This is a genomic window from Pseudoduganella chitinolytica (assembly GCF_029028125.1).
GTDB lineage: Bacteria > Pseudomonadota > Gammaproteobacteria > Burkholderiales > Burkholderiaceae_D > Rugamonas > Rugamonas chitinolytica.
Genome location: NZ_CP119083.1, coordinates 401,079 through 426,762, shown reverse-complemented (window position 1 = coordinate 426,762; position 25,684 = coordinate 401,079). Strand labels below are relative to the sequence as shown.

19 protein-coding genes, 2 tRNA genes and 2 pseudogenes are annotated in these 25,684 nt (G+C 68.5%); 7 read left to right on the top strand and 16 right to left on the bottom strand.

Annotation, left to right across the window (positions count from 1 at the left end):
• Positions 1-26 precede the first annotated feature (26 nt).
• From PX653_RS01900 to PX653_RS01885, 4 genes are all read right to left on the bottom strand, one after another.
• Entirely contained in the window at positions 27-1,649 is a 1,623-nt protein-coding gene (locus PX653_RS01900) for a methyl-accepting chemotaxis protein (RefSeq protein ID WP_277416266.1), read from the bottom strand.
• 69 nt (positions 1,650-1,718) lie between these two features.
• Positions 1,719-2,372 (bottom strand): AAA family ATPase, encoded by a 654-nt coding sequence (locus PX653_RS01895; protein ID WP_277416265.1) that lies wholly within the window; start codon positions 2,370-2,372, stop codon positions 1,719-1,721.
• 60 nt (positions 2,373-2,432) lie between these two features.
• Complete coding sequence (locus tag PX653_RS01890) at positions 2,433-2,924, bottom strand: Hcp family type VI secretion system effector (RefSeq protein WP_277416264.1); 492 nt, start codon at positions 2,922-2,924, stop codon at positions 2,433-2,435.
• An 85-nt stretch (positions 2,925-3,009) separates the two neighbouring features.
• Positions 3,010-3,609, bottom strand: a complete 600-nt coding sequence (locus tag PX653_RS01885) for a tetratricopeptide repeat protein (protein ID WP_277416263.1) — start codon at positions 3,607-3,609, stop codon at positions 3,010-3,012.
• A gap of 193 nt (positions 3,610-3,802) precedes the next feature.
• Here PX653_RS01885 and tssJ point away from each other — a divergent pair, with 193 nt between their 5' ends.
• Together tssJ and icmH are read left to right on the top strand one after the other, a co-directional pair.
• Positions 3,803-4,369 (top strand): type VI secretion system lipoprotein TssJ, encoded by a 567-nt coding sequence (gene tssJ, locus PX653_RS01880; protein ID WP_277416262.1) that lies wholly within the window; start codon positions 3,803-3,805, stop codon positions 4,367-4,369.
• A 13-nt stretch (positions 4,370-4,382) separates the two neighbouring features.
• Complete coding sequence (gene icmH / locus PX653_RS01875; RefSeq protein WP_277416261.1) at positions 4,383-5,186, top strand: type IVB secretion system protein IcmH/DotU; 804 nt, start codon at positions 4,383-4,385, stop codon at positions 5,184-5,186.
• A gap of 1 nt (position 5,187) precedes the next feature.
• On the opposite strand, the gene PX653_RS01870 is transcribed toward icmH, so the two are convergent.
• The 4 genes and pseudogenes from PX653_RS01870 to PX653_RS01855 form a co-directional block, all read right to left on the bottom strand.
• On the bottom strand, positions 5,188-5,964 hold the full coding sequence (locus PX653_RS01870; protein WP_277416260.1) for an OmpA family protein: 777 nt from the start codon (positions 5,962-5,964) through the stop codon (positions 5,188-5,190).
• Positions 5,965-5,975: 11 nt separating this feature from the next.
• Positions 5,976-6,941 (bottom strand): type VI secretion system-associated protein TagF, encoded by a 966-nt coding sequence (gene tagF, locus PX653_RS01865; protein ID WP_277416259.1) that lies wholly within the window; start codon positions 6,939-6,941, stop codon positions 5,976-5,978.
• Positions 6,938-10,680: pseudogene (gene tssM / locus PX653_RS01860) on the bottom strand (type VI secretion system membrane subunit TssM). Before tssM ends, tagF begins: the two are co-directional and overlap by 4 nt.
• An 82-nt stretch (positions 10,681-10,762) precedes the next feature.
• On the bottom strand, positions 10,763-11,581 hold the full coding sequence (locus PX653_RS01855) for a M15 family metallopeptidase (RefSeq protein WP_277416258.1): 819 nt from the start codon (positions 11,579-11,581) through the stop codon (positions 10,763-10,765).
• A gap of 124 nt (positions 11,582-11,705) precedes the next feature.
• Between PX653_RS01855 and PX653_RS01850 the strand changes: the two genes are divergently transcribed.
• On the top strand, positions 11,706-12,371 hold the full coding sequence (locus tag PX653_RS01850) for a hypothetical protein (protein WP_277416257.1): 666 nt from the start codon (positions 11,706-11,708) through the stop codon (positions 12,369-12,371).
• A gap of 50 nt (positions 12,372-12,421) precedes the next feature.
• Here PX653_RS01850 and PX653_RS01845 read toward each other — a convergent pair whose 3' ends face one another.
• Positions 12,422-13,312: an MBL fold metallo-hydrolase gene (locus tag PX653_RS01845; RefSeq protein WP_277416256.1), complete on the bottom strand. Its 891-nt coding sequence runs from the start codon at positions 13,310-13,312 to the stop codon at positions 12,422-12,424.
• Positions 13,313-13,425: 113 nt separating this feature from the next.
• Here PX653_RS01845 and PX653_RS01840 point away from each other — a divergent pair, with 113 nt between their 5' ends.
• A complete protein-coding gene (locus tag PX653_RS01840) occupies positions 13,426-14,400 on the top strand; it encodes a GlxA family transcriptional regulator (RefSeq protein ID WP_277416255.1) in 975 nt (324 codons plus the stop codon).
• A gap of 50 nt (positions 14,401-14,450) precedes the next feature.
• On the opposite strand, the gene PX653_RS01835 is transcribed toward PX653_RS01840, so the two are convergent.
• The gene (locus PX653_RS01835; protein WP_277416254.1) at positions 14,451-15,221 is read right to left on the bottom strand and encodes an alpha/beta fold hydrolase; all 771 of its coding nucleotides are present in this window, start codon (positions 15,219-15,221) and stop codon (positions 14,451-14,453) included.
• Between the two features lie 89 nt (positions 15,222-15,310).
• On the opposite strand from PX653_RS01835, the pseudogene PX653_RS01830 reads away from it, so the two are divergent.
• Positions 15,311-15,864, top strand: a pseudogene (locus PX653_RS01830) (type 1 glutamine amidotransferase domain-containing protein).
• 77 nt (positions 15,865-15,941) lie between these two features.
• Here the strand turns inward: PX653_RS01830 and PX653_RS01825 are convergent.
• From PX653_RS01825 to PX653_RS01800, 6 genes are all read right to left on the bottom strand, one after another.
• Positions 15,942-16,313, bottom strand: coding sequence for a hypothetical protein (locus tag PX653_RS01825; protein ID WP_277416253.1), 372 nt, complete (start codon positions 16,311-16,313; stop codon positions 15,942-15,944).
• Between the two features lie 142 nt (positions 16,314-16,455).
• Positions 16,456-16,531 (bottom strand) — tRNA-Asn (locus PX653_RS01820).
• 148 nt (positions 16,532-16,679) lie between these two features.
• The gene (locus PX653_RS01815; RefSeq protein WP_277416252.1) at positions 16,680-18,908 is read right to left on the bottom strand and encodes a TonB-dependent receptor; all 2,229 of its coding nucleotides are present in this window, start codon (positions 18,906-18,908) and stop codon (positions 16,680-16,682) included.
• Between the two features lie 216 nt (positions 18,909-19,124).
• Positions 19,125-19,200 (bottom strand) — tRNA-Asn (locus PX653_RS01810).
• Positions 19,201-19,261: 61 nt separating this feature from the next.
• Positions 19,262-20,053 carry a LytR/AlgR family response regulator transcription factor gene (locus PX653_RS01805; protein ID WP_371876457.1) on the bottom strand — a complete coding sequence of 264 codons (792 nt, stop codon included), beginning with the start codon at positions 20,051-20,053 and terminating at the stop codon, positions 19,262-19,264.
• An 8-nt stretch (positions 20,054-20,061) separates the two neighbouring features.
• Complete coding sequence (locus PX653_RS01800) at positions 20,062-21,159, bottom strand: sensor histidine kinase (RefSeq protein ID WP_277416250.1); 1,098 nt, start codon at positions 21,157-21,159, stop codon at positions 20,062-20,064.
• Between the two features lie 226 nt (positions 21,160-21,385).
• Between PX653_RS01800 and PX653_RS01795 the strand changes: the two genes are divergently transcribed.
• Both PX653_RS01795 and PX653_RS01790 read left to right on the top strand, forming a co-directional pair.
• Positions 21,386-21,871, top strand: a complete 486-nt coding sequence (locus PX653_RS01795; protein WP_277416249.1) for a hypothetical protein — start codon at positions 21,386-21,388, stop codon at positions 21,869-21,871.
• A 12-nt stretch (positions 21,872-21,883) separates the two neighbouring features.
• A complete protein-coding gene (locus tag PX653_RS01790; RefSeq protein WP_277416248.1) occupies positions 21,884-25,129 on the top strand; it encodes a vWA domain-containing protein in 3,246 nt (1,081 codons plus the stop codon).
• Positions 25,130-25,684 lie beyond the last annotated feature (555 nt).

Sequence of the window (25,684 nt, the reverse complement as noted above, 5' to 3'; positions counted from 1 at the left end):
CGCAATCGGGTGCCTGTGGCCGGTGCTTATGCCGTCAGCCTCGGCACCGCCGCCACGGCGCGATCGTCGCGCCGCCGCGTGGGCCGGCCGCCATCGACGCCGACCCGGAACACGGCTACCGCATCGGCCAGGCGTGACGACTGTTCCTGCATCGCCTCGGCCGCGGCGGCCGCTTCCTCCACCAGCGCGGCATTCTGCTGCGTCACCTGGTCCATCTGCGTGATGGCCTGGTTGACCTGCTCGATGCCGCTCTGCTGCTGCGCGCTGGCATCGGCGATGCGGTCCATGATGTCGGTCACCTGCCGGATCGCGCCGACCACGTCCTGCATCGTGCCGCCGGCTCGCCCCACCAGCGCGCTGCCGGCCTGCACCTGCTGCGCCGATTCCCCGATCAGCGCGGCGATCTCTTTCGCCGCGGTGGCCGAGCGCTGCGCCAGCGCACGCACTTCGGAGGCCACCACCGCGAAGCCGCGCCCCTGTTCGCCCGCGCGCGCCGCTTCCACGGCCGCGTTCAACGCGAGGATATTGGTCTGGAACGCGATGCTGTCGATGACGCCCACGATGTCGACGATCCTTCCGGACGACGCACTGATCGCATTCATCGTCTGCACCACGTCGCCGACGACCTCGCCGCCCTGCACCGCCGTCTCGGCGGCGTTGCGCGCCAGCTCGCGCGCCTTGTGCGCGTTCTCGGCGTTGAAGCGCACGGTGGAGGTCAGCTCGTCCATCGACGACGCCGTTTGCTGCAGCGAGCTGGCCTGCTGCTCCGTGCGGGCCGACAGGTCCAGGTTGCCGGCCGCGATTTGCGTCGATGCCGTCGTGATGGTCTCGGTGCCGTTGCGCACCTGGCCCACGATCGTCATCAGGCTGCCGTTCATCTTCTTCAGCGCCTGCATCAGCTGGCCCATCTCGTCCCGTCCTTCGCCGTCGATGGCGCTGGTCAGGTCGCCCGACGAGACCCGCTCGGCCACGTCAACGGCCTGGCGCAGCGGTTGCGTGATCGTGCGCGTGATGCGCCAGGCCAGCAGCACGCCGGCCACGATGGCCACCAGGCCCAATCCGAGCAGCAGATTGCGCCCGCTCTCGTACGTGCGCTGGATGTCGCCGGCGGTATCGTCCAGGGCCTCCTGTTCGTTGCGCAGCAGCGCGCCCAACGCGTCCAGGTAGGCCATGCGGCGCGTTTCCAGTTCCGTCGTGTAGAGGCGGCGGGCCGTCTCCGGGTCCGTGGCCTTGCCCGTCAGGACCGACTTGCGGGTGGCGATGTAGGCCTTGCGCGCCGCCAGCACGGCGGCATGGGCGGTGCGGGCGTCCGGTTCGGCCAGCTCCTTGCCGAGGAAGTCCTGGATTTCGGTCGCGCGGGCGGAGGACTGTGCCATCGTCGCTTCGATGGCCTTCTGTTCGGCGGGATCGGGCGCCAGGAACGCGGCGCTGGCGCGCGCCGCGTTGACCTCGATGATCTTGGTCCACTCGGCCATCAGGCGTTCGTTGCGGGTTCGCTCGCCCACCAGCTGTTCCGTCATGTGGCTGGCCTGCTGCATGCGCAGCACGCCGGCCAGCGTCATGACGGCCAGCAGGGAGAGCACGACGGCAAACCCCAGGGCCAGCCGCGTTCCGATCCGAAGATTGCGCAGGTTGTGCAGATCATGCATCGTCTCTCCTCAAGCGTACCGTGACGGCCAGTCTGCCGCCATTGCAGAGAGAATGCAAGCGCGCCCGTTTCAAGCGGCGCGCAGGCGTTGCGGCATGGCGGCCGGGCCTGGCGCCGGATAGAACGGCACCAGTTGCAGGCGCTCGAGCAGCGCCGCGCCGAACTGGCGGGCCAGCGCCGGACGCAGCAGCAGTTCCAGCTCCAGCGGCGCCGGCAGCGCGGCCGTGCCCCGGCCGTGGCAGGCCTGGGCAATCGTGCTGGCGCCGATGTCGGTCGTGGCGACAACGATGGCCTGGCGCACGTCGGCGCCGTCCAGCGTGCCGTGCGCCAGCAACTGGCGCAGCAACGTCACGGCGGCCGGGTGGGCGCGTTCCAGCCGGTCGAGCAGCAGGACCCGGCGCGGGTCGCGCCGCAGCAGGTCCGCCAGCACCTGGCGCAGCGCTTCGACCTCGTGCGGCCGGGTGCACGCGGCCATGTCGACGGCGACCAGCGCCTGGGCGCCGCCGTACACCAGTTCGGCCAGGGCCAGCGCCGTGCGCGTGCGACCGGCCTCGCCGGGCCCGACGAACAGGCCGGCCGCCAGCGGACCGCCCGGATCGCCGCGGCCGGCCCGGGCCGCCTGCAGGCGCTGCGTCATGGTGGCGATCGCGTGCAGCTGGCCGGGCACGCGGTCGTGCAGGCGCAGGTGCAGATCGGTGCGCGGTATCGTTGCTAAACTCGTCATGCTGGCACTCTTTCAAAAAAAAAGCCGCGACAGCGCCGCGGCAAGCGTCACAAGGGGAACTCAGGCAATGCGATTGGCCGCCAGGTCCCAGCCGCCGGAAGTGTTGCCGCCGGCGCCGCCGGTGATCTTCTGCTGGGTGTAGCGCCAACGGATCTTGGAGAACTTCAGCGCGACCGATTCGGCAAGGATGTCGCCTTCCTTGACGGCCGGCGTCACGGCGCCGATCAGCACGTTTTCGATCTCGATCTCGTAGTACTTGATGCGCTCACCCATCGCGTCGGCGCGCATGAATTCCAGCTTCGCCTTCGGAATGGTCTTGCCCGCGGCGCACGTCTGCAGCAGGACCGGCGAGGACAGGTCGGCCAGCTTCATGATGACGATGTCCTGGTGCTCGCAGCGCTCGGCCGTGTGGCCGCCGCCGGTGGACGCGGTGGCCGACTTGGGCTGCAGCACGCCCCAGCCGACCGATTTGCATTCGATCCATTCCTTGTGCTTCTCGTCGGTGGATTCCCCCTTGATCCCATCAATTTGCAGATAAACGTCGATAGCCATCGTGTGCTCCTCTTCTTGGTGGATGAAAGTGCGGACAATCCGGTCGACCGTGTAGACGGCTCCGCGACCGGTCGGAGTGGTGCGGCTACTTCAGCGCGCCGAACGGATCCGCGCTGCCCGACTGCGACGTGACGGTCGCCGTGGGGGCGCGGCCCTGGGCGCCGCTGTTGACGGTGACGGGACGGGGCTTGGCGACGGGCCGGATCGGCTTCTGCACCGCCGGCACCAGCACGTCCTCGCCCAGGCTGGTGCGCAGCAGGCCGGCCAGGTGCTGCGCCTCGGTGCGCAGCGGGCCGCCCAGGTGATGCTGCTTGCTGAGATCGGCCAGCGCCCTGGTCGACAGGCGCAGGCCGCCGACGGCCACGATGCTGTTGCCCTGCCGGTCGTGCGGGTCGCGCCGCAGGCCTTCCAGCGCGGCGCTGATCGCCTCGCCATAGGCGCCCCGGTCGAACTTCAGTTGCGCGAGCTGCATCCATGGGGCCTTCTCGGCCGGGAACTTCGCGCCCGCGCCACGCAACATCGTGATGGCGCGTTCGACGTCGCCGGCGGCGACACTGCGTTCAGCATCGCCCAGCGCGGCGGCAAGCGTCGGCGCCGCGGTGCCGGTGGCGGGATCGGTCGCACAGGCGCTCAACAACAAGAGGCTCGTCACGAGCGGCAGGACGGTTCGTACAGTATTTCTCATAGTCATCTCCTAGCGGGCGGGGTGGAGGCATTATTCAAGAGTTACCCCGGCCGGCGATTGCGTTGACGCAAAGACCTGGGAGGCGTGCCACGGCCCCTTCCCCGCCGTTTGCGTGAGCGCAAAGGCGCGGGAACTTGCCTTGGGTTAAATGGACCTCCCGCTTTTGTTGTCTTACGGAATGAGAGGAACGTTCATGACACGCATCGCAACCTGTATTGCCGTGACAGTTGGCGCCGCCACGCTGGCTGCCTGCGGCGCCGTGCTGCAGATGGCCGGCGTCCAGCGTCCGCCCGAGGTGCCGGACGCGCAGAAACCGCCGCGCACCGTCAGCATCCGGTTGCACGCGGCGAACAGCCTGAACAGTGGCAAGGGCGGCCCGCCGCTGGCACTGGTGGCGCGTGTCTACACGCTGCGCCAGGCCGAAGCGTTCGAACGGGTACCCTATGGCGGCTTCGCCGATGCGCAAACGGAACGCGAGCTGCTGGGCGCGGACCTGCTGGCCGTGCGCGAGGTGCTGCTGCTCCCCGGACAGCACTACGAAGTGCGGGAGAAGGTCAGCCGCGAGGCCGGTTTCATCGGCGTCGTGGCGCTGTTTCGCGCGCCGGATGGCCAGCGCTGGCGCGCTGCCTTCCCCGCCGCCGCCGCCGAACAGGCGGGCATCACTCTGGGCCTGCACGGCTGCGCCATGACGACCGGCGTGGGCGCCCCGCCGCGCCAGCGCCAATTGGCACGGCCACTGTCCGAAGCACGCTGCACCTGAAAGGAGACGACCGATGACGACCCGACCCGACCTTGCGGGCAATGCCCCCCGCGTCGAACGCCGCGCCGCCCCCAGCCTGTTCGGCACCCGTGCCGCCACGCCGGACGGCAGCCATGGCCAGACGCTGCTGGACCTGCTGCACGAGGGCTTCCACATGCTGTTCCTGCTGAAATCCGGCTCGGCGCCACCGGACGGTACGCAGTTCTCCGACCAGGTCCTGGCCTACCTGCGCGACTTCGAGCGCGAGGCACACAAGCTGCGCGCCCAGGTCGAGGACATCGAGGCAGCCAAGTATGCCTACTGCGCCGCGCTCGACGAATTCGTGCTGGGCTCCGGCTGTACGCTGCGCGAAGCCTGGCAGCGCCGCCCGCTGCAACTGGTGCTGTTCGGCGACCAGCTCGCCGGCGAACACTTCTTCGACCGGCTGGAGGCGCTGCGCCTGGCCGGCGCCGCCCGGCTGCCGGCACTGCAGGTATTCCATATGTGCCTGCTACTGGGCTTTCACGGCAAGTACGCGCTGGACAGCGCCGACAAGCTGGGCTACCTGACGGCCCGCCTGGGCGACGAGATCGCCCACCTGAAGGGCCGCCGCGCCGGCTTCGCGCCGCGCGCCCAGCGGCCCGACCAGGTGGCCCACAAGCTGCGCGGCAACGTGCCGCTGTGGGCCATGTCGGCGCTGTTCGCGCTGCTGGGCACCGGCGTCTATGCCGGCCTGCGCACGTCGCTGGAACACGAGGCCCGCCATGCCATTGCCGGCTATGCGGACCTCGTCAAGCTGGCGCCACGGCCCGCCAGCTTCGTCCTTACCCTGCCCTGATTCACTGGGCGACGCGGAACTCGATGCGGCGGTTGCGGGCCCGCCCGTCCGCCGTGGCGTTGTCGGCCACGGGGCGGTCCGGTCCTTGTCCCGATACCGCGATGGATGCCGCGTCGATGCCCTTCCCCGCCAGGTATGTGCGTACCGCCTCCGCGCGCGCCAGGCTCAGGGCCACGTTGCTTTCCCGCAGGCCGGTATTGTCCGTGTGGCCGATCACCTCGACCTGCTTGCCCTTGACGCGCGCCAGCGCGGCCGCCATTTCGTCCAGGATCGGCAACCCGGACGGGCGCAGCACCGCCTGGCCGCTCTCGAATTCGACGATGCGCTTGCCCAGCGCGGCATCGAGCAGCTCCTGCTCGGCGACGGCCACGCGCAGCGCGTTGCGCACGACGTAGGTGGGATTCAGGCTGGTGGCGATGGCGCTCGCGACCTGTTGGCGCTGGGCCTCGCTGGCCACCTCGCCGCGCAGGCTGACGTCCGTGCCCTCCACCCGCAATTGCCCTTTCGAGACCAGCTTCAGGTCGGCACCGACCAGTTTTTGCACGTGGCCGGGCCAGTCCGGCGGCAGTACCACGTTGCCGATCGCCAGCTGGTCGACGACGCGGTCAACGCCATACAGCGTGCGTACGCGCGCCAGCAGCGCGGCCTTGGTGCCCTCGTCGGGCACGGTGCCGCTGACGAGCACCTGGCCCGGCAACGGCGTCGCGGGCGCGGGCGCCTGTGCCGCCGCGGCGGTGGCGACGAGCGACAACAACAGGCAGCAGGACAACGATCGCATGGCAGGCTCCTTCAGGAAAAAGTGACGTGGAACAGGTCCGCGCAGGCGCGCAGCGACAGCGTGTCCTGCGCCAGGCAAGCAGCCAGGTGCTGCACAGCGGGGTCGCGGTCCTTGGCGTCGTCGACCCAGGCGGTGTCGTCGAACGCGATCAGCTGTTCCGCGCCGAACTCCGGATCGATGATGGCGCGCAGCGTGGCAGGCGTGGCGCCGCCGAAGCCGACCACGAAGTGCGGCTCGCCGCGCAGCGCCGTCATGAACAGGCCCAGCTCGATGTCGCGCTGGCGCAGGAACGGCGCCACCAGCGCCAGCCAGAACGCGGCCACCGCGGGCCGCAGCGCCTCGTTGTGCGGCAAGGGCAAGGCCAGGCTGCGCGCCAGCCGTTGCCCGCCGGCCGACTGGAACGGCTGCAGCAGCAGGCCGATGCCCAGCACGATGCCGCGCACGTCGTAGCGCCGCGCGTCGTGCGCCAGCATGGCCTGCAGCGCGGCGACGTCGTAGGCGGCGCAGAACGCGGCCAGCGCGCCGCCGTGATCGGCCCGCACCGCGGCGCTGTCGACGGCGGTTGCCGCCAGCGCCTGCAGCGCGCCGGCCGGGTCGGCCGCAGCCTGCGCGCCGGCAGCCAGGTCGCCCAACTGGCGCCATGCGCCGGCCAGCGCCAGCGGGCTGGCCGGCAGGAACGACTGCGGCTGCGTCACCTCCAGCGCGCTCATGGCGATGAAGGGGAAACGCCGGCCGGACTGGTCGCCGCTGGCCAGCAGGTGTCCGGCCACCACGTGCCGGCTGCACGGCCCCACGAAGGCGAAATGCAGCGGCGCCAGCGCATCGTAGTGCAGCTTCCAGCGTGCATTGCCGGCCAATTCCGTCAGCGTGGCCGCCACCCAGGAGTCGAGCAGGCCGCCCAGCGCATGCTGTTCGCCGGAGCGGACGAAATCGGGCCGCGTCGCCAGCTTGCCGAAGTAACCGATACGGGCGCTCATCGGACACCTCCGGCGACCGCCGCCGTGGCCACGGTGGCCGAAGGTGCGGGCGAAGGTGCGGCGCCGACGATCGTCTCGGGCAGGCGCATGCCGCCATATCCCTGCACGGGCGGCGCGGCGCCGCTGCTGACGGCCGGACTGCTGGTGATGCGCAGGTCGACGGCCACCGTGATGCCCTGCGCCGTCCAGCGCAGCTCGTGCACCCCGCCGTCCTTGCGCGTCTTGCTGGCCGCGTCGATCATGCGCTTCAGGCCGAACTGGCCGGCTTCGTTGAACAGTTCCACGTTGCGCCCGTCGAACGCCACGGCGCTGATGCGCGCGCCCGGGATGCCCTGCGAGCCCGGATGGACCATGCTGGCCCACTGCGGCGGGGTATTGCGGTAGCGCAGCTGCTGGCCGTCGATCTCCACCGTGTATTCGACCGTGCCCGGGCGGGAATCGGCAGGATCTGGAACACGGTCTGCGCGGCGCCCGCCGCGCCTACCGAACCGCCCGCCCCGGCCGCCGCGATCCAGCCGGGGAAGCGCTGCACGGCGGCCGGTTGCAGCGTGATGCCCATGTCGGCCCAGGTGCGCGGCGCCAGCACGTCGCCGCGGCGCACCACCAACGGTCCCATCGTGGTCGTGACGAACTTCGCCACCAGGCCCTCCGGGCCGAAGAACTGTGCGATCTCGGCCTGGCTGGCTTCGATGCGGGCGCCGGCAGCGAACGGATACTTGTTGGCCAGCGAGCGGTTGAACGGCTCGTACACCTGCGCCAGCCAGGTCTTGTTGATCTCGTTCTCCGTCGGCCCTACGATGACGGCAAACGTCTGCATCAGCGGGCGCACCAGCAGCGGCCGCACGGCCTGGCGCTGGCCGTCGCCGATCCCGTTCAGCATCTGCTCGTCGACGAAGCGCAGCGCATCGGCCAGTTCGGAACCGCCGCCCTCCAGCGTCTGCTGCATGAACTGGCGCGCGCCCGGGCCCGGGTCGCCCTGGTTCTTCAGCTGGTTCAGGCGCGTGCGCAGGCGCGACAGCGTATCGAGATAGGAGCGCAGCAGCGACGCATCGCGCTCGTGCGTGGCGACGATGCGCGCCACCGCGGCGAACTCGCGCCCGACCGGTCCCGTCTCGCGCGGTGCGCCCGGCCGCAGCTCGATGTGGACGGGTACCGGCGCACGGCGCAGGACGGTGCTCTTGAACCACGCCACGAAGCCCGTCTGCGCCTTCTGCAATCCGGCATCCACGGCTCCCGGGCTGTCCCAGGATGTCTGCTCGTGGATGGTGCGCAGGAGCTGCGCGATGGGCGACGCCTGCGGGTCGCCCAGCCGGTTCATCGCGGCGACGGCACCGTTGAAGCCGCGCATGTCGGCGATGGCGATGCCCTGCACGAACTTCTGCCATTCGCGCGTGTACTCGGCCTGGTACATCGCGGTCAGGTTGCGGCGGATCTGTTCCGGACTGCCTTCCAGCGTCAGGTCGTCGCGGCTGGACGTCTTCAGCACCCAGTCGGTGCTTTGCAGCGCCTGGCCCGCCGCCGTGCGGATCGCGCCCTCCACGTACTTGTCCCAGGCTTCGCGAGTGAACGTGCCGGCGATCGCGTGGCTGCCCTGCACCAACGCGGCATCCGTCTCGCCCACGATGCGCTGCACCGTCATGGCCGGGAAGCGGGTCGCGGCACGCGCCTTGATCTCGGCATACACACGGTCGCGTGCCGGCATGCCGCGCACGACGCGGCGCAGGTGCTCGCGCGCCGTGTCCACCAGCGCCAGCTTCGGCTCGATGCGAGGCCAGGACGGGTCCTTCGCCTGGGCCAGGTAGAACGTCATCAGGCGCTCGGCGCTGCGAATCAGCTGCTCGCGTGGCATGGTGCCGCGATTGGCTTCCAGCCAGCCGCGCCAGAAGCGCGTCAGTTGGTCGTTCAGGTGGCCGGCCTCGGCGCGGGCCGGATCGGCCAGCATCAGGTACGTCTTCAGCGCGTTGTATGCATCCTCGACGTTGGTCGGCGACGCATCGGCATAGGCGCGCGCCGTGGTCACGGTGGGCTCCGCCGCTTGCGCCGCCACGGCCGGCGTGACGAGCTGGCCGGCATTGGCATTCATTTCGTACAGCAGCGCTTCGAGGCCGGCAGCGACGGGCTTGACCATCACTTCGCGTACGCCGGCAAAGTATTCCTCGCGCAGCTTGCGCTCCAGCAGGCCGCCCTGGTACAGGCCCAGCCCCAGCGCCCACGGCCGTGCGGCGCGATAGCGGTCGAGCTGCTCGATGCGGTCCTGCAGCACCTCCAGCGCCTGCAGCCGCGCTTGCAGGTCGAGCCGGCGGTCCTGCAGCCGGATCACCTTGTCCAGGTCGGCGCGCACCGTGGCCACCAGTTGCCGGTTGCCCTGGTACGACCAGCTCCAGCCGCCCAACGCCACGCCCAGCAGCACGGCAACCGCGACAAACGCCGCGACCTTCAGCCGCGCACGGGTCGGGCTGGCGTATTGCGACACGAGCTGGCGGTCGGCGAAGATCACGTTGCGGAACAGGTCCAGCAGGAAGTAGCCCGCCTGGCGCGACGTGTCCTGACCCTCGGCCGCCGGTGTCATCGCGAGCTGGAAGCGCTGCCCCACCCGGCGCGACTGGGCGCATTCCGGCTGGCCCTCCTGCAGCGCGCTGGTGAAATAGAAACCGCGGAACAGGGGCTTGAACTGGAACGGGTTCTCCTCGAACAGCGTGGCCAGGAACGCGCGCAGCGGCACCCGCAGCGACGCGAACTCCAGCGGGAACGTGAACACGCCGGGCGCCATCGTGCGGCGCTGCTGAGTCATGTTGGCAATGCTGGTTTCCTGCAGGCCCTCGTACAGCTCGTCGAAGGCGCCGTCGAAGAACGTCAGCACGTCCTGGGTGCCGGCCTGGCGGCGATACGGCATCGTCGCGCCCCACGCCTGGGCGCGCTCGCCCGGCTCGAACTGGGCGAAGAATTCGCCGAAACCCGCCACCAGGTCGACCTTGGTGAACACCACGTACACGGGGGCGAACACCTCGAGCCGCTCGATCAGGTCCTGCACGCGCTTGCGCAGGCTGCGCGCCAGGCGCATGCAGGCGTCGCCGTCGGCCGTGCGCAGCTCGGCGATGCTGACCGCGACGATGACGCCGTTGATGGGCGCGCGCGGCCGGTATTTTTTGAGGAGCCCCAGGAAGCCGGACCATTCGGCACGGTCATCCTCGACGGCGGCGTAGCGGCCCGCGGTGTCGAGGACGATGCCTTCGGTCGTGAAGAACCAGTCGCAGTTACGGGTGCCGCCGACGCCCTGCACCACCTTGCTGTCGCCGACGGGGAACTGCAAACCCGATTGCTTGATGGCGCTGCTCTTGCCGGCCGCCGGGTTCCCGATGATCATGTACCACGGCAGCTCGTACAAGGCGCGCTTGCCCGCGCGGATGCCCAGCTTCGACGTGCGGATCGTGGCGACGGCGGCGCGCAGGCCCTCGCGCAGCACGTCGAGTTCCGCCTGCGTGGCCGCGTCGGCATGCGGGCCCGCTGCCGGCGTGCCGATGGCAGCCTCCAGTCGCGCGGCGCGGCGCGCGGCCAGGTGGCGCCGCAGCCACCAGCCGCCCAGGCACAGCAGCGCCACGGCGGCTGTCGCCCCGACAGCCCACGTTACCGGCAGCTCCAGCAGCTCCGCGCCCAGCCAGAAAAACAGCGCCAGCGCCGCCAGCGTGACGATGGTGAGGGTGCGGGTGTCGGTCAAGAATAGCCAGAGTCGTCGCAGCATGATGCTTCCTTGGTCCAGGCAGGAACGCTCGATGTTGCCACTGGACACCAGAAAATCTATTGATGATGCGCAACTCGTCGAGTCAGCGGCGCCGCCCACGCAGCTCGGTGTGGCCGAAATCCATCATCTTCCAGCGTCCGCCCCACGTCAGCCCGGCGGCCTCGGCCGCTTCGCCGTACAGCTGGTAGCCGCGCATGGCCCAGGCGTCGCGCTCGGAGATGACCAGCTTGCCGTCGCGCAGGAAGGCGCAGTCGCCCGCCAGGCCGAACTGGTGATAACTCTGGAACGCGCGCGCATTGGTGACGTGGCCGCCGGCATCGGCCAGCTCGTTCTGCCGCGTCGGGCTGCGGTAGCCCTCCAGCAGCACCATTTCGTAGCCGTGCTGCTCGCGCATGACATGGAACACGGTCAGCAGGCGGTGGGCGAATTCCTGGTCCAGCAGGTCCCAATTGCGGTTGGCGCCGGCCAGTTGCGGCCGCACCAGCGTCACTTCCGCCGTCGTGAAGACGGCCGGCGGCGGTGCTGGCGGCGCAACCAGGCGTTCGCCGCGCAGCAGTCCCGCCACCTGCTCGTTGACGGCGCGGTTGCGCTCGGCCACCTGGGGCAGCACCTGGCGACCCGCCAGCAGCAACGATCCCAGCGGCGGCAGCAGCACCAGCAGCAGGACGGCGCCGGCCAGCAGCGGGTGGGCGCGGGCGCGCGTCGCCGTGGCGTGTACTGCCGCCAGCGCGACGACAGCGCGGCCGTTGCCCTGCCGCCTGGCGTGCTGCAAGCGCTGGCGTAAGTGTCGAGCGCAGCGGGCCAGGGAGTCGCCCAGCGCATCGCGCCCGTCCGGGAACAACGCCAGCCAGCCGCCCACGCACGTGGCCACAAACAACAGCAGCAGGGAAAACAGGATCATGATGCGCTCCGTCAAAGTAAGCCGTGCCGACGCGCGCGACACTGGCAAGCGGCGATGTTGCCCTATCGTAATATGCGTGCCGGCCTGGCCGGACCGCCTACATCAAGCTTTGGAGAGGTGCGCGATGAATGCGTCGAAAATGGGGAAAGAGACGGCGTCGGTAGGCGGCTACGGCATCCTGGCGAGCCTGGACCGCGAGGCGGCGGGTGGCGGCGGAAGCGACACGGCGCCACGCGACGGCCGGGGAGCGCGCCACGTGCTGTTGGCGGGCGCGGGCCTGGTGGCGCTGCTGGCGTGGTGGTGGTGCAGCAACACGCCACCTGCCGTGACGCTGGCGCCGAAGCCCGTCTGGCATGCGCCGGTGGCGCGGCCGGCCCTGGCGCCCGTGCCAGTCGAGCCGCATGACGAGCCGGCACTGATCGTCAATGACGTACCGCCCGCGGCACCGGTTGCGCCGCGTCCGGTCCCGGTCATCGCTCCGGTACGGCGCGAACGCGCGGTCGCACACGTCACGGCGCGACCAGCGCGGCGCGAGGTCGCGCGCGCGGCGATGCCCCGTGGGCAGGGTCCAGTGGTGCCGGCCGACCACGACGTATCGCTGCTGACGGCGCTGGTGGCGCACAAGAACGCCGTCGCGTTGCCCAGCCGCGACGTGGTCGAGCCGCGCCTGGCCGACAGCACCGACGTGCTGCTGCAACGCTGCGGCCGCGTCGGCGGCGAGGAGGGACGGTTGTGCCGCGTGCGGATTTGTGCGGGGCGCCGGGCAGATGTGGCATGCCTTGATGAGTAATCCCAGTCCAGCGCCGGACCTGCGTCAGGCGCTGGCTCGATCGAACTGCCTTAGAACTTCAGGACTTCGCCATCGGCCGGGATGCGCACGCGATCCTGGATACCGTGTTGCCTGACGTGTTGGGCCAATTCCTTGCGGCTCAGCGTCATGTGGTTGATGGCATCCATGTGGACGGCCACGATCGTCGCGTTGGGCATGCGCTGGTACGCCTGCAGCACGTCGTCCTTGCCCATGATGATCGACCCGGTGAAGCCGGCCACGCGCGCCTCGCCGGTGTTCAGGACGATCACGTCGGGCTTGAACTTCGCCAGGGTCCGGTCGACGTCGCCCTGCCAGATGGTGTCGCCGACGACGTAGACGGTCTTCATGCCCGGTGCCTGGAAGACGACGCCCATCGCCTCGCCGAGCTTTTCGCCCAGGGGCGCGACGGCATACATCGCGTCCGTACCATGCCGGCCGCCGACCTTGGTCAGCTGCACGCCTTCGAACGACGTGTTCTCGCCGAGGACCCGCACATCCGTATAGCCCTGGTTGCGGATCAGCTTGGCATCGGCCTCGTGCTGTACAAACAGGGGGAGCCCTTTCGGCAGGAACTGCTGGTCGCCGCCGTCCCAGTGGTCGAGGTGGGTGTGGGTCACGATGATCGCGTCCACGCCATGCACGACGTCCTTCGCGGGCATGGGCAATTCGACCAGCGGATTGCGCAGCTGGCTGTTGAAGGTGCCGGGGAAGCCGGGATAGGTGCCGCGCTTTGCCAGGAAGGGATCGACGAGGAAGGTCCTGCCGCCATAGCTGATCTTTGCCGTGGCATTGCGGATCTGCTGTACCTGGACTGGCTGCTGCGTTGCCGCCGAGGCGCTGCTCGGGGCTGCGTGACCTGTCAGGCCGGCGGCGCCAAGGGTGAGGGAAAGGACGAGTGCCAGGGTGCTCGATCGTTGCATTTGCTGCTCCATGAGGGTTGTCGATAGCAGCATTGTGACGGCAGGACGTTGGCGCTGATATTGACCCGCGTGCCAATAACCGATAGTTTAGGGCCACTACAGGAGTTTCTCTCATGACTACCCCGCTGCCGGTCGTGGCACTCATCGTCTACCCGAACTTCAGTCCCTTCCACTTTTCGGTCCCGTACCTGGTGTTCAATGCGGAGGTGGCCGAAGGACGCCTGTTCGACCTGAAGATCGTCTCCCCGGGGGCACGGTCGCTGGCCGCGGAGCGTGCGATGACGGTCCATCCGGACGGCGGACTGGAACTGGCCGATCTGGCGGACATCGTGGTCGTGCCGGGATGGCACGACCTGGATACGCCGCCGGAGCCGGAACTGGGCGCGGCGCTGGCACGCGCCCATGCCAGGGGGGCGCATGTCGTCGGTCTTTGCTACGGCGCCTACGTGATCGCCTACGCCGGGCTCCTCGACGGCAAGCGCGCTTCGACGCACTGGATGGCCGAAAGGGATTTCAGCCAGCGCTTCCCGCGGGTGAAGCTCGACATGAATGCGCTGTATGTCGACGAGGACCGCCTGATCACATCGGCAGGCACCGGCGCGGGACTGGACTGCTGTCTCTACCTTGTACGCGCCTACTACGGGCCGAAGATCGCCAACAAGGTGGCGCGGACGATGGTGATCCCGCCCCACCGCGAGGGTGGGCAGGCGCAGTTCATCGAGCAACCCGTTGCCGCTTCCACGGAGGATTCGCGGGTCAACCGCCTGCTCGACTACTTGCGGGCCAATCTCGGCAAGCAGCACAGCATCGACGAACTGGCAGCGCGGGCCGCGACAAGCCGCCGCACGTTCACCCGTCACTTCCAGAAAGCGACGGGCATGACGCTGGGCGATTGGCTGGTCAACGAACGCCTGCAGCAATCCCGCGAGTTGCTTGAAACGACATCGATTCCTGTCGAACGGATCTCCGAACTGGCGGGCTTCCAGACACCGCTGTCATTGCGGCAGCACTTCAAGAAGCGCTTCCACGTGAGCCCGAGAGACTGGCGCCGCACCTTCGGACCGAAATCGACCGCGGAACAAGGGTAGGCTGGTTCGACCGGCGCCCGTCAGCCATGGCGCTGCGTCGGGAGCAATTGTCAGTCCACCCGAGCGAGCTCGCGACAGAACGCCCCGATCACCCCCGCCAGCACTTCCGGCGTCTCCGCATGCGGCGCATGGCCGCGCCCTTCCAGCATGCGCACCTGCGCACGGGACGCGCCGGCCGCGATGGCGTCCAGCTGCGCCACGGTGCCGTACTGGTCGGCACTGCCCTGCAGCGCCAGCACGGGGCAAGCGATCGACGGCAGCAGGTAGCGGATGTCCCAGTGGGCGAACGCGGGTCGCAGCCATGTGTCGGCCCAGGCACGGAAGATCTGGTCGGTCTTGACGCCGTGATAGCGTTCCAGCGCGCGCAGCTTGCCTTCGTCATAAGCGACGCGGGCCGCCTCGATGCCGGCCAGCGTCACGTCCTCGACGATCACGTGCGCGGCCAGGGTGACGATGCCGCAGAGGCCCTCCGGCTGTCCGGCCGCGTGGATCAGGGCGATGCTGCCGCCATCGGAATGGCCGATGACGATGTGCGGGCGGCCCTTTGCCAGCCGCGCCAGCACCGCGGGCAGCTCCCGCAGCGCATAGTCGTGCAGGTAGTGGATCGAGCGCTCGCGCCGCAGCGGCGTCGAATGGCCATACCCGAGCCGGTCGTAGACGATGCCGGGGCAGCCCGTGGCCGCGCACACCCGCTGCGGGAAGTCGCGCCATAATGCCACGCTGCCCAGGCCCTCGTGCAGGAAGACCAGCACGGGACGATCGGCGTCGCCGTCGATGGTCTCCACGTACAGTTCATCGCTTTCATCGAGCTTCAGTCGCATGCGTTCCTTTCGAATGTTCGTGCGCGCACAGCGCGGCAATGGTCATTGTGACATGGTGGCCGTCCGATATCGAGCATGGAGGAATCACGATGGCGCAACAGAAGGCACTCGATGGCAAGAAGGTCGCGGTCCTGATGACGGATGGCGTGGAACAGGTGGAATACACGGGCCCGCGCGGCTTCCTGGAGGCGCATGGCGCGCAGGTGACGCTGGTGTCGCCCAAGGGCGCAGGCGAAGAGATCCAGGGCTTCGACCACCTGGACCACGGCGACAAGTTCAAGGTGGAACGCGCCGTGCGCGACGTCCGTCCACGCGACTTCGACGCGCTGGTGCTGCCGGGGGCGTCGCCAATCCCGACCAGCTGCGCCTGTCCGCCGAATCAATCGCGTTCATCCGCGAGTTCGCGCGCGCGGACAAGCCGATCGCGGCGATCTGCCACGGCCCGTGGCCCCTGATCGACGCCGAGGTCGTCAAGGGCAAGCGCGTGACCAGCTGGCCGACGCTGCGCACGGACCTGACCAATGCCGGCGCGCAGTGGAGCGACGAGCAGGTGGTGGTGGACGGGAAGCTGGTGACGAGCCGCAAGCCGGATGATATTCCGGCGTTTAACGAGGCGATTTTGAAGCTGCTGGCGACTGCTTGACACTCTGCGACTACAGCACACTAACAACGTTGCTACACGTACTATGTCGACCTGCGGTATCGTAGGTCGACTACCGCTTACTCAAGCATTTGCAGGTGGTGTCTGGAGGATTGGATGACTTCCCAATCCAGCTGCCGAAGCAATTGCCGCGCAAGCGATCGGATTTGTGCCCACTCATACCTTTCGAAAAAAGCATCCTCAGCATAGCGGGCGGCGGCCTCAGGTAACGCATCCACGTACGCGTCAATCTGCATTATCAAGTCAGTCATCTGAGCAGTGCATATCGATTCGCAGTGCTGCGCGAAGTTTCTGGCACATGAACAAAATGAACTACTCTGATCGCAACAAAGGCATCCCAACCAGGACTTCGCCTGCTCATCGGCGCAGAGCGCCAGCCATTCAAGGACGTCGCCAAGGTGGAATAGTGCTTGAAGCGGCTTGCGCTCCATGAAGTGGTCCCATTCCCAGATCTGAGCGAATATATCCATGGTTAAAGTAATGCAACAGCCAGAGAACGTTGCGACGTAAGCCGTCAAACTGGATGTAGATAGCAAAAAGCCCAACCGGCAAAGGTTGGGCTTTTCAGTATTCTGGCTCCCCGACCTGGACTCGAACCAGGGACCTGCGGATTAACAGTCCGTCGCTCTACCGACTGAGCTATCAGGGAAAAGAGGCCGCATTATATACAGCCGTTTTGCAACTGTCCAGTGAGCTGTCCAGTGAGCACCAAAACTTTTTGCTCACCGTACTGCCGGGCTCGTGTCCCACTGCGGTGACTGACCCCGCGGTGGGACACGGGCCCGGCCGTCAAGGGCTTAGAAGGCGCCCTTGACCTGCACGCCCCACTGGCGCGGTTCGTTGATGAAGCCCGTCAGGTTGTTGAAGTCGATGGCGCCCGTCACGCGTTGCTGGTTCGTGATGTTGCGGCCGAACGCGGCCACTTCGTACTTGCCGCCGGCCCAGTTGTAGCCCACGCGCAGGCCGCCTTCCGTCAGCGGCTTGCCCGTGAATTCGGCGGCTTCATACAGGAAGAAATTGACCTTGCTGCGGTACGACCAGTCGGTCAGCACGAACAGGTTGCCGTCTTCCAGCGCCCAGTTGTAGCGGGCCGACAGGTTGACGATCCACTTCGGTGCCTGCGGCAGCGCATTGCCGTCGATGACGACGCGGCCGGCGGCGTTGATCGGATCGGTGACGGTGCACTGCGCGCACTTGCTTACGGACAGCGAAGGATCGCGCAGCTCCGTGAAGTTGTAGCTCGTGCTGGCGGCGATCTTGAAGTCCGGCGTGACGAAGCCTTCGATCTCCGCCTCGATGCCGCGGCCCTTCGTCTTGGCTGCGTTGATCAGCTTCGTGACGTTGGAATTGCCGCCGACGACCGTCAGCTGCTGGTTCTTGACGTCATAGTCGTACACCGACAGCGAGGCGCGCGCGCGGCGGTTCAGCAGGTCGGCCTTGACGCCCGCTTCGTACGATGTGATGGTCTCGGCATCGGCCACCGTGATCGGCACGGAGGCCGACGGCGCGGCGATGCTCGGTGCGCGGAAGCCGGTCGCCACGCGGGCGTACAGCGACACGTCCTGGTTCAGCGCGTACGTGCCGGACAGGTCCCAGTTCGCCTTGTGCTTGCTGGTGCTGACGGAAGCCGGGCCGATCAACGTGACGTTGGTCGCTTCCAGCGTCGCGAAGTCCTTCTTGTCGTTGGTGTAGCGCAGGCCGCCGCGCAGGGTGAACTTGTCCGTGACGGCGTAGTTGACGGAGCCGAACGCGGCCCAGGCCTTGTTCTGCTGGTTGCTGACGACGCGGCTGGTGCGGGCGCCGGCCACGTTGTAGTTGTCGCTGCCGCCGGTGGCGTCTTCGTCGAAGTAGTACACGCCGGCCTGCCACGACAGCGGGCCCGCCTTCTTCGATTCGACGCGGAACTCCTGCGAGTACTGCTTCAGGTCCGGCAGCACCGAGGCCGTCTCGACCTGGAACGGGATGAAGCCAGGGCCGTTGGCGGGCGTGCCGCCATCGATGTCGCCGCGGCTGTTGTAGCTGGCGATGGTCTCGTAGCCGGTGATCGAGTACAGCTTGACGGCGCCCAGGTCCCACGACAGGCGCACGTTGGCGCCGCGCGTCGTCAGGTCCTGGTAGTTCTGGCCGTTGGTGTAGATGTTGTTGGCGTCGAAGCCGTCGACCAGGCTGTTCGTGCCCTTCTTGATGATATTGGCGCGGAACAGGCGCGAGCTGCCGGCCGCCGTGCGTTGGTGCACGTTGAACAGCGCGTTGAACGTGCCGTTCGGCTGGTACAGGAACTGCACGCGCTCGGCGTGTTCGTTGTAGCCTTCCAGCGAGTCGGGCTGGTTGGTGTACGCGTTGCTGACGTAGTCGTCGCGGTGCTGGCGCAGGGTCGATACGCGCATGGCCCACTCGTTCGACAGCGGAATGTTGGCGGCGCCTTCCACGTTGACGGTGCCGTGCGTGGCCTGCGAGAAGTTCCAGTAGCCCTCGATGCCCTTCAGGCTCGGCTTGGCCGATTCGAACTTGACGACGCCGGCCGGGGTGTTGCGGCCGAACAGCGTGCCTTGCGGGCCGCGCAGCACTTCCACGCCGGCCAGGTCGAACATCGGGAAGCCCTTCAGGATCGGGTTTTCCTGCACCACCTCGTCATAGATCAGCGATACGGGCTGCGAGGCGAAGATCGAGAAGTCCGCATTGCCGTAGCCGCGGATGTAGAAGCGCGGGAACACGCGGCCCGTCGAGGACTCGATGTTCAGGCTGGGCACCTTGCCCGACAGGACACGGATGTCCTGGCCGCCGGACAGGATCACGTCCAGCTTTTCGTTCTGCAGGGTGGAGACGGAGACCGGCACTTCCTTGATGTTTTCCGTGCGGCGCTGGGCCGTCACGGTCACGGTTTCCAGCTGGCCGGTGGCCGTCTGGCTGGTGGTCTGGGCGATTGCCTGGGTGGCTTCCTGCGCCAGCGCGGCCATCGGCAGCACGGCCGGCATCGCGGCGGTCAGAGCGATCAGGCGCTTATGCATCCTGGAGAGTTTCATCATTTGCCTTCCTGGGTTTAGAGAAAAAGGTATACAACGTCGTCTCCGCTCTTGTGCCGGATGCGGTCCTGCCGCGCGCCGCTTGTGGCAGCGCCGTGTCGCCCATGTCTCGTGGTGCGCACGCTCCGATATTCTTTCACTGCCGTAAAGCCGGGTTCATTCCGGATAAGGAAAAGCCGGATATGAAAAAGCCGCGTTAAAAACGCGGCTTTCGAATTCTGGCTCCCCGACCTGGACTCGAACCAGGGACCTGCGGATTAACAGTCCGTCGCTCTACCGACTGAGCTATCAGGGAAAAGAGGCCGCATTATATACGGCCCTCGGCCGGTCAACAATAGTCTTTTTTCACTTCGTTGTCACATTTGCCGGAACAGGTGGGCATACAGGGGACTGACGCGGACCTTGTCGGCCCGGCCGCGCAGCTGCAGCGTGAGCTTGCCCAGTTCGTCGCGCTGCGCCGCCAGCACCGCCGCCGAGTTGACGATCGTACCCCGGTGCACCTGCCAGAACTGGCTATCGTCCAGCTGCGGCAGCAGTTCCTTCAGGCTGGTGCGGATCAGCGCTTCGCCGTCCGCCGTGACCACGTTGACGTATTTGTCGAGCGCCTCGAAATACAGCACGTCGGCAATCGGGATCATGCGCACCTGGTTGCCGACGGCGGCGCGGATCAGCGACAAGCGCTCCGGCCGCGCCGCGGGCGCCGGCACCAGCGCGCGCAACTGCTCCAGCAGCGCGTCCATGCCGCCGCCTGCCGGCCGCGCGCCGAGGCGCTGCTGCAGCCGTTGCACGGTGCGGCCCAGGCGTTCGTCGCTGACGGGTTTCAGCACGTAGTCCGCCGCCGCGTTGTCGAATGCCTGCACCGCGTAGTCGTCGTAGGCCGTGACGAAGACGATCTGCGGGAACGGCTTCGGTCCGGGCCATTGTTCGGCCAGTTCCTCGGCCGCTTCCAGGCCCGTCTTGCCGGGCATCTTGATGTCCAGGAACAGCACGTCCGGCTGCAGCGCCAGCGCCCGTTCCAGCGCGGCCTGGCCATGGCCGCACGTGGCCACGATGTCCAATGCGGGCCACAGGCGGTTCAGGGTGGCCGCCAGCGTGGCGGCCAGGATCGGTTCGTCTTCGGCGATCAGCGCCGTGGTCTTGTCGTTCATCGGTTTGCTCATGGTTGATCGGTCGGCAGCACGATGCTGGCGATGGCGCCACCGTCCGGGGCGGCGGCCAGCGTGACGTCGGCACGGGCGTCGAACAGGGCCCGCACGCGCTCGCGCGTGTTGGCCAGGCCGACGCTGGTGCCCTCCTTGCCCGGCCCGGCATCCGGGCCGCGGCCGTTGTCCGTCACGCTCAGCACCAGCAGGCCGCCGTCGCGCCGCGCCGCCACCGTCACGTGGCCGCCCGCAATCGTCGGTTCCAGGCCGTGCGCGATGGCGTTCTCCACCAGCGGCTGCAGCAGCATCGGCGGAATGCGCGCGGCGCGCAGCTCGTCCGGCAGGTCGAACGCATACGTCAGCCGCTCGCCCATGCGCACGGCCATCAGGCCGAGATACGCGTCCTGCAGCGCGAACTCCTGCGCCAGCGTGGTGGTCTCGGCGCGCGACGACGACAGCGTGCCGCGCAGGAACTGGATCAGCTGGTCCAGCATGCGCTGCGCCCGCGCCGGGTCCAGCGCGATCAGGCCCTGCAGGTTGGCCAGGGTATTGAACAGCATGTGCGGCTCGATTTGCGCCTGCAGCAGTTGCAGCTGCGCCTGCAGCGCCTGGCGCTCGACGGCCTCGGCCCGCGCGCGCTCCTGCGCGGCCGCCGCCTGGGCGCGGATCAACCGGTCGCGGCCGGCGTAGTACAGGCTCGCGCCGCCCGTGGCGAGCAGGGTGAACAACAGCATGCCGCTGGTGCGGGTGCTGCCCAGCGTGTGCAGGGTGGTCAACTCGATGCCCAGCAGCAGCCCGGCCAGGCGCGCGCCCAGGACCTGTCCGGCCACCACGCCCATGCCGACCAGCGCCGCGAAAGCCACCCAGGGCGGCCGGCGCTCGCCCCGCCAGGCCCACAGGCGCACGCCGTCGATGATGCTGAACGAGATGGTGCCGATGCAGGCGGAGATCGCGAAGTTCGCCAGGAAGTGGCTGCCGTCGCCGAACGCGTACGTCACGATCAGCGCGCAGATGAGGATCAACACGACCAGCGCGGCGGCGTCGAGGCCCAGCCGGCGCCACGGGAAGGGGCGCGGCGGTACGGGCGACATGGAAATGGCGGAGTCGGTCATGGTATGCCTTGGTGGAGATAACGCATTCTCGCGTTCCACTGCCGTTCTGGCAACGGCGCGGCGACGAAACCGTCCAGCGGGGCCGTCAACCGGTCTCCCGATGGCGCGAAACGACAAGCTCGTCCGTTGCGCGCGCGCAAAAGCCGTCAACGTTTGATCTGCCGCAGTCAACCACGGCGGCGGCGGCCTATCATCGACCGGATCGCCGCCCAGCCAAGGTTTAGCAATGAATGCCACCGCTTCCATCGACCACCCACACCGAACGCCGCGGCAGGACAGCGCGCGAGGGCAACCGGCGGACGGCGGTCGCGTCAGCTACTCCGTCAAGTTCGTCTGCGGCCTGCAGCCGGAAGCGTGCGGCTGCACGCCCGTACGGCCGGGCCGCTACGCCACCCAGATCAGCATCCACAACCAGTCGGGCGAACCCGTCACCGTGCGCAAGCGCCTGATTCCCGTCGTGCTGGGCGGCGTCGCGCTGGGCCGCGAGCCCCGCTTCGGCACCAGCCGCGCCGAGGACAGCATCGAACTGCCGCCCCACACCGCCACGCTGGACGACTGTTGCCGCATCGCCGAGCTGCTGTTCGGCGCCGCCGGCAGCGCCCTGACGATCGGGCTGATGGAAATCACGGTGCCGCGCGACGTCAGCGTGACGGCCATCTACACCACCGACCGGGCCATCGACGTCACGCCCGTCGCCGGCATCCACGCCTGACAGGAGCGCGCCATGTCCCATATCACCGGTATCGTGCAGGTCCTGGGCGCCCCGGCCGGCATCGGCCCGGATACGGGTGCGCCGCCGACGGCGCCTGGCTTGTGGGAGCTGGCCTTTGCCCACGCGCCCGCCCCCGACGGCACCAAGCTCGTCATGCTGCACTTCCAGAACGTCAGCCTGCCGGGCACCAACCGACTGGAGGTCGACCTGGGCTACGACACCGACGTCTTCACGGCGGCCGACGGCGCGGCGTTCTGGACCCGGCCCGTCAACGTGCATGCCTTCGGCGGCGGCACCATCCCCGTGCGCTACGTCGAGGTGGGCGGCGCGGGCGGCGGCGCCGAGATCGACCGCTACGGCCGCGGCGAGCGGCACGCCGGCGGTCCGGGCCACCCGTCGTTCTCGAACAGCGATCCGTTCCTGCCCGATCCCGTCTATACGGAACCGACCTACGATCCGTTCTGGTTCTGCAGCCCGCCGCCTGACTGGGAGAACGTGCGCTGCATCCCGGGCGCCGACCTGCGCGCCCAGGTCGCGCGCAGCGTGGGGATGATCGTGTCGATCCACCCGCCCGATGCCTACTCGCCCGTCGAGTACGTATCGACCTGCACCGTGACCCTGGTGGACACGGACAAGGTCATCTCCGCCGGCCACTGCCACTCGCCGGCGGAGGCGGTGACGAGTGCCGTCACGTTCGACTACGAGACCGATTGCGCGGGCAACCGCCTGGCCGGCTACAACCCCATGTTCCACAAGGTCACGGCCGCGCTACAGCACCGCTACGACTCGGGCTACGACTACAGCCTGCTGCAGCTCAAGACGGCGCCGCCCGGCATTGCGCCGATCCAGCTGCGGCACGACCTGCCGGCCGTGGGCGAGCAAGTGTTCGGCATCCACCACCCGAATGGCGCGGTAAAGAAGATCTCGCTGCCGCATGCGTCGTTCGCCACCGTGACCGCCAGCGCCGCCATGGGCGTGCGCGTACCGACCACGTTCCACGTCAGCGGCGGCAGTTCCGGCTCCGGCCTGTTCGACGCGGCCGGCCGCATCGTCGGCGTGCTGTCGAACGGCGCGCCCTGCGCCGGCTCGCAGCTGCTGTACTTCCCCACGGCGACGATCCTGACGGAGATCGCACCGGCACCGCCGCCACCGGTCACGCGCGACGTCGTGCTGGTCATCGACCGCTCCGGCAGCATGGACGAGCCGGACGGCACGGGCCGCCGCAAGATCGACGCGGCAAGGGATGCCGTCTCGCTGTTCGTGCAACTGGTGCAGGCCGATACGGGCAACCGCGTGGGCCTGGTCTCCTTCAGCAGCACGGCGGGCGCGCCCACGTTCGCCATCGCCGCCGTCACGGGCGCCAACAAGAACGCGCTGATCGGCGGCCCGCCCTACGCGGGCGGCGTGGTCGGCAGCCTCGTGTCGGGCGGGGGCACCAGCATCGGCGGCGGCCTCGATGCGGCGCGGGCGCAGTTCCCGATGCCGGGCGACAATCCCCGTGCGATCCTGCTGCTGACGGACGGCCTGCAGAACCGGGCACCGTCGATCGAGTCCGTGGAGCCGGCGCTGGAGGGCATCACGGTCCACGCCATCGGCCTGGGTTCGGATGCCAACCTGGACGGCACGCTGCTCAGCACCCTGGCGGGCGCGCACGGCGGCCTGTACACCCGCGCCAGCGGCGGCCTGGCGCTGCTGAAGTTCTTCTCGCAAGCCTTCGGCAATATCTTCGAGGCGGGCGTGCTGCTCGATCCGGAAAGCGAGCTGCCGGCCAACCAGGATGCGGCGCCGCTGTCGTTCCGCGTCTGCGGCGAGGAGCGGCTGACGGCCGTGGTGGGCTGGGACAGCGTGGACGCGTCGTTGGTCGTGCGGCTGCGCACGCCCGCCGGCAACGTGGTGCACGCGGCCGCGCCCGGCGTCGAGAGCTCTTCCGGCCGCAACTGGGCCTACCTGCGCGTGCCGCTGCCGCAGGGTGCGGAGCGCGACGGTGTCTGGCAGGTGGAAGTGCTGCGGCCGGGCGGCAGTGAAATCCCGCCGCCGGCACCGGCGCTGCGTTACTTCGTCTCCGTCATTGCGGCCGGGGGTCCGCGCCTGCTGCGCGAACCGGAGGAGCACCTGCGCGCCTACACGGGTGACGACTTGTCGCCACTGTTGCGGCTGCGCCAGGCCAACGGCGACTGGCCGCACCACGTGGCGATGACGCTGACGGTGGCGCGGCCCGATGCCGGCATCGGCAACCTGCTGAGCGACCATGGCCTGGGCCCGCAGCAGGTGATCAATGGCGACGAACTGCCGCCGCGCCACGCCACGCTGCGCGCCATCGAAGCCAACGGCCCCGCCATCCACTATATCGAGGAGCAGTTCGCGCTGCGGGAAGATGCGGCCAACACCCGCGGAGCGTTCGAGGCCGCCGGATCGCTGGGCATCGCCCTGCCCGACTACCTGCGCATGGAGGGCAACTATGCATTTCATGCGCGCGCCACCTACGGCGAATGCGACGGCGCGCGCGAGCTGGTGTGGACGATGCACGTGGACGTGGGCATCGACGGCGCCAGCACACCGGTCGATGCGCAAACGCTGGGCGCCGACCCGCAGGGGCGCGAATGCCTGCGCCTGACGTTCACGCCACGCGACCGCTACGGCAACCGCTTCGGCCCGGGCCGGGCGGCGGACATGACCGTCGCGCCCCGCCCTGGCTCGGTACTGACCGGCCCCGTGACGGACCTGGGCAACGGCAGCTATCGCCTGGACCTGTGCTGGGACCTGGGGGCGGCGGAGCCGCCCGGCTTCACCATCGGCCAGCCAGGCCGGCCGCCGGTCACAGTGGGCCCGGCCGAACGGCGCCTGTACATTTACAGCGTGACGTTCGTCTGCGGCGAACAGCGGGAGGCCGGCTGCGGCTGCACGCCCGTGCGCCCCGGCAGCTACGGCACGGAGATCAATATCCACAACGTGGCCGATACGGCGGCGCCCGTGCTGAAGCGCATCATCCCGCTGGTGCTGGCGGGCGCCGTCATCGGCCGCGAACCGCAAGTGGCGACGGTGAAAACGGCGGAAGTCATCACGCTGCCGCCGCACGCCGCCACGATGGACGACTGCTGCCGCCTGCAGGAAATGCTGCTGGGCGCGCCGGTGGACACGCTGGCGCTGACGACGGGCGTGCTGGAGATTATCAGTACGGTGGAACTGGCGGTGACGGCGGTCTATACCAGGGAGGATGGGGCGATCGACGTGCGGGCGATTGCGCCGCGGCGGCTGTGAGTAATGCCGCTAAGTCAGGCGCACGGTCGCCGGGTTAAGGTCTGCCGGGCCGCCGTATCGCCCAAAAAACGGAACAGACCCCATGCCTTGAGGCTGTTGTACGGATATCAGAATCTCGCAATTTAGCGGGATTAGCGGCTGTGAGGGTAGGCGACGGGCTCCCGCCCCGCCGCCTCCGCGCTCACAGCCGTCGCCACGCGCCAGGACTCAGCCTCGCTCCCACGAATGCAGCGCAAGCGCCCGGCGCCCGTAGCAAAAACACCACAGATTTCCGCCTCATACATTAGGCGTCATCTACGCGTTATCTGATAGCGCTATCAACGAAAACCGCCGCACCATAGGGAAATCTTGTCCCCACCCGCCAGCGCCACCTCCGTCCATACTGCTGCGCACCATCGAGAGTGCTTTACAAACCGCCATTCTTGTTGAAGACTATAGCGATACTGATAGCGCTATCTGCACCGCGACGACGCATCCGGGCAGGCGAAGCGCAGCACGCCCCATCGCCGGTCATGGCACGGCCCCTCCGCAATCCGGGCCGAGCCGAACACAAAA

Bases quoted from the DNA above. Each gene is read 5' to 3' on its own strand.
- PX653_RS01900 (WP_277416266.1), bottom strand. From the start codon at position 1,649: ATGCATGATCTGCACAACCTGCGCAATCTTCGGATCGGAACGCGGCTG.
- PX653_RS01895 (WP_277416265.1), bottom strand. From the start codon at position 2,372: ATGACGAGTTTAGCAACGATACCGCGCACCGATCTGCACCTGCGCCTG.
- PX653_RS01890 (WP_277416264.1), bottom strand. From the start codon at position 2,924: ATGGCTATCGACGTTTATCTGCAAATTGATGGGATCAAGGGGGAATCC.
- PX653_RS01885 (WP_277416263.1), bottom strand. From the start codon at position 3,609: ATGAGAAATACTGTACGAACCGTCCTGCCGCTCGTGACGAGCCTCTTG.
- tssJ (WP_277416262.1), top strand. From the start codon at position 3,803: ATGACACGCATCGCAACCTGTATTGCCGTGACAGTTGGCGCCGCCACG.
- icmH (WP_277416261.1), top strand. From the start codon at position 4,383: ATGACGACCCGACCCGACCTTGCGGGCAATGCCCCCCGCGTCGAACGC.
- PX653_RS01870 (WP_277416260.1), bottom strand. From the start codon at position 5,964: ATGCGATCGTTGTCCTGCTGCCTGTTGTTGTCGCTCGTCGCCACCGCC.
- tagF (WP_277416259.1), bottom strand. From the start codon at position 6,941: ATGAGCGCCCGTATCGGTTACTTCGGCAAGCTGGCGACGCGGCCCGAT.
- PX653_RS01855 (WP_277416258.1), bottom strand. From the start codon at position 11,581: ATGATCCTGTTTTCCCTGCTGCTGTTGTTTGTGGCCACGTGCGTGGGC.
- PX653_RS01850 (WP_277416257.1), top strand. From the start codon at position 11,706: ATGAATGCGTCGAAAATGGGGAAAGAGACGGCGTCGGTAGGCGGCTAC.
- PX653_RS01845 (WP_277416256.1), bottom strand. From the start codon at position 13,312: ATGCAACGATCGAGCACCCTGGCACTCGTCCTTTCCCTCACCCTTGGC.
- PX653_RS01840 (WP_277416255.1), top strand. From the start codon at position 13,426: ATGACTACCCCGCTGCCGGTCGTGGCACTCATCGTCTACCCGAACTTC.
- PX653_RS01835 (WP_277416254.1), bottom strand. From the start codon at position 15,221: ATGCGACTGAAGCTCGATGAAAGCGATGAACTGTACGTGGAGACCATC.
- PX653_RS01825 (WP_277416253.1), bottom strand. From the start codon at position 16,313: ATGGAGCGCAAGCCGCTTCAAGCACTATTCCACCTTGGCGACGTCCTT.
- PX653_RS01815 (WP_277416252.1), bottom strand. From the start codon at position 18,908: ATGATGAAACTCTCCAGGATGCATAAGCGCCTGATCGCTCTGACCGCC.
- PX653_RS01805 (WP_371876457.1), bottom strand. From the start codon at position 20,053: ATGAACGACAAGACCACGGCGCTGATCGCCGAAGACGAACCGATCCTG.
- PX653_RS01800 (WP_277416250.1), bottom strand. From the start codon at position 21,159: ATGACCGACTCCGCCATTTCCATGTCGCCCGTACCGCCGCGCCCCTTC.
- PX653_RS01795 (WP_277416249.1), top strand. From the start codon at position 21,386: ATGAATGCCACCGCTTCCATCGACCACCCACACCGAACGCCGCGGCAG.
- PX653_RS01790 (WP_277416248.1), top strand. From the start codon at position 21,884: ATGTCCCATATCACCGGTATCGTGCAGGTCCTGGGCGCCCCGGCCGGC.